Origin of the sequence: Curtobacterium sp. MCBA15_007 (assembly GCF_001864905.1) — a bacterium.
GTDB lineage: Bacteria > Actinomycetota > Actinomycetes > Actinomycetales > Microbacteriaceae > Curtobacterium > Curtobacterium poinsettiae.
The window spans coordinates 83,487-84,032 of the sequence record NZ_MJGM01000045.1 but is presented as its reverse complement, the minus strand read 5'-3'; the positions used below and the strand labels follow the sequence as shown (position 1 = coordinate 84,032).

Below are 546 nucleotides of genomic sequence, written 5' to 3'. Positions count from 1 at the left end.
TCGTCGACTGGGACGACCTGCACAAGTGGACGCTGATCGACAAGGCCCTCGAGTTCGGCATCCCCGAGCCCGTCGAGACCTACTCGTCGTCGCCCCACCTGTTCGAGGAACTCGACATCCCCAAGGGCACCAAGGGCCGTCTGCCCGGCTCGTCGTCGCACGCGGCTTCTGCCGGTGCCCCCGCCGAGAAGCGCAGCAGCGACCGCCCGGCGACGGGTTCACGTGACGCGTCGCGTTCGCGGTCGCGCAGCCGCACCCGGTCAGGAGGCTCGGAGCAGTCCGCCCCGCAGGCTCCGGCAACCGAGTCGGTCGCCCCCACGGCCGTGGCTGGCACCGAGGACGGCTCCGCCGCCGAGGGTGGTTCCACCGACGGCGCCGCGAAGCGTCGCCGCCGTCGCCGCCGTCGCGGCGCCGGCACCGGCGATGCCTCGGCGACCGCCTCGGCACCGCAGGGCACGTCGGACGGCGAGTAGCGCCTCCAGACCGAAGGGCCCGTCGCTGACGCGACGGGCCCTTCGTCGTCCCCACCTGCCCCCCCCCCCCCCC

1 pseudogene is annotated in these 546 nt (G+C 74.7%); it reads left to right on the top strand.

The annotated features are described in order from the left end of the window. Positions 1–473, top strand: a pseudogene (locus BIU95_RS13810) (ATP-dependent helicase); the annotation flags it as partial. Between the last annotated feature and the right edge of the window lie 73 nt (positions 474–546).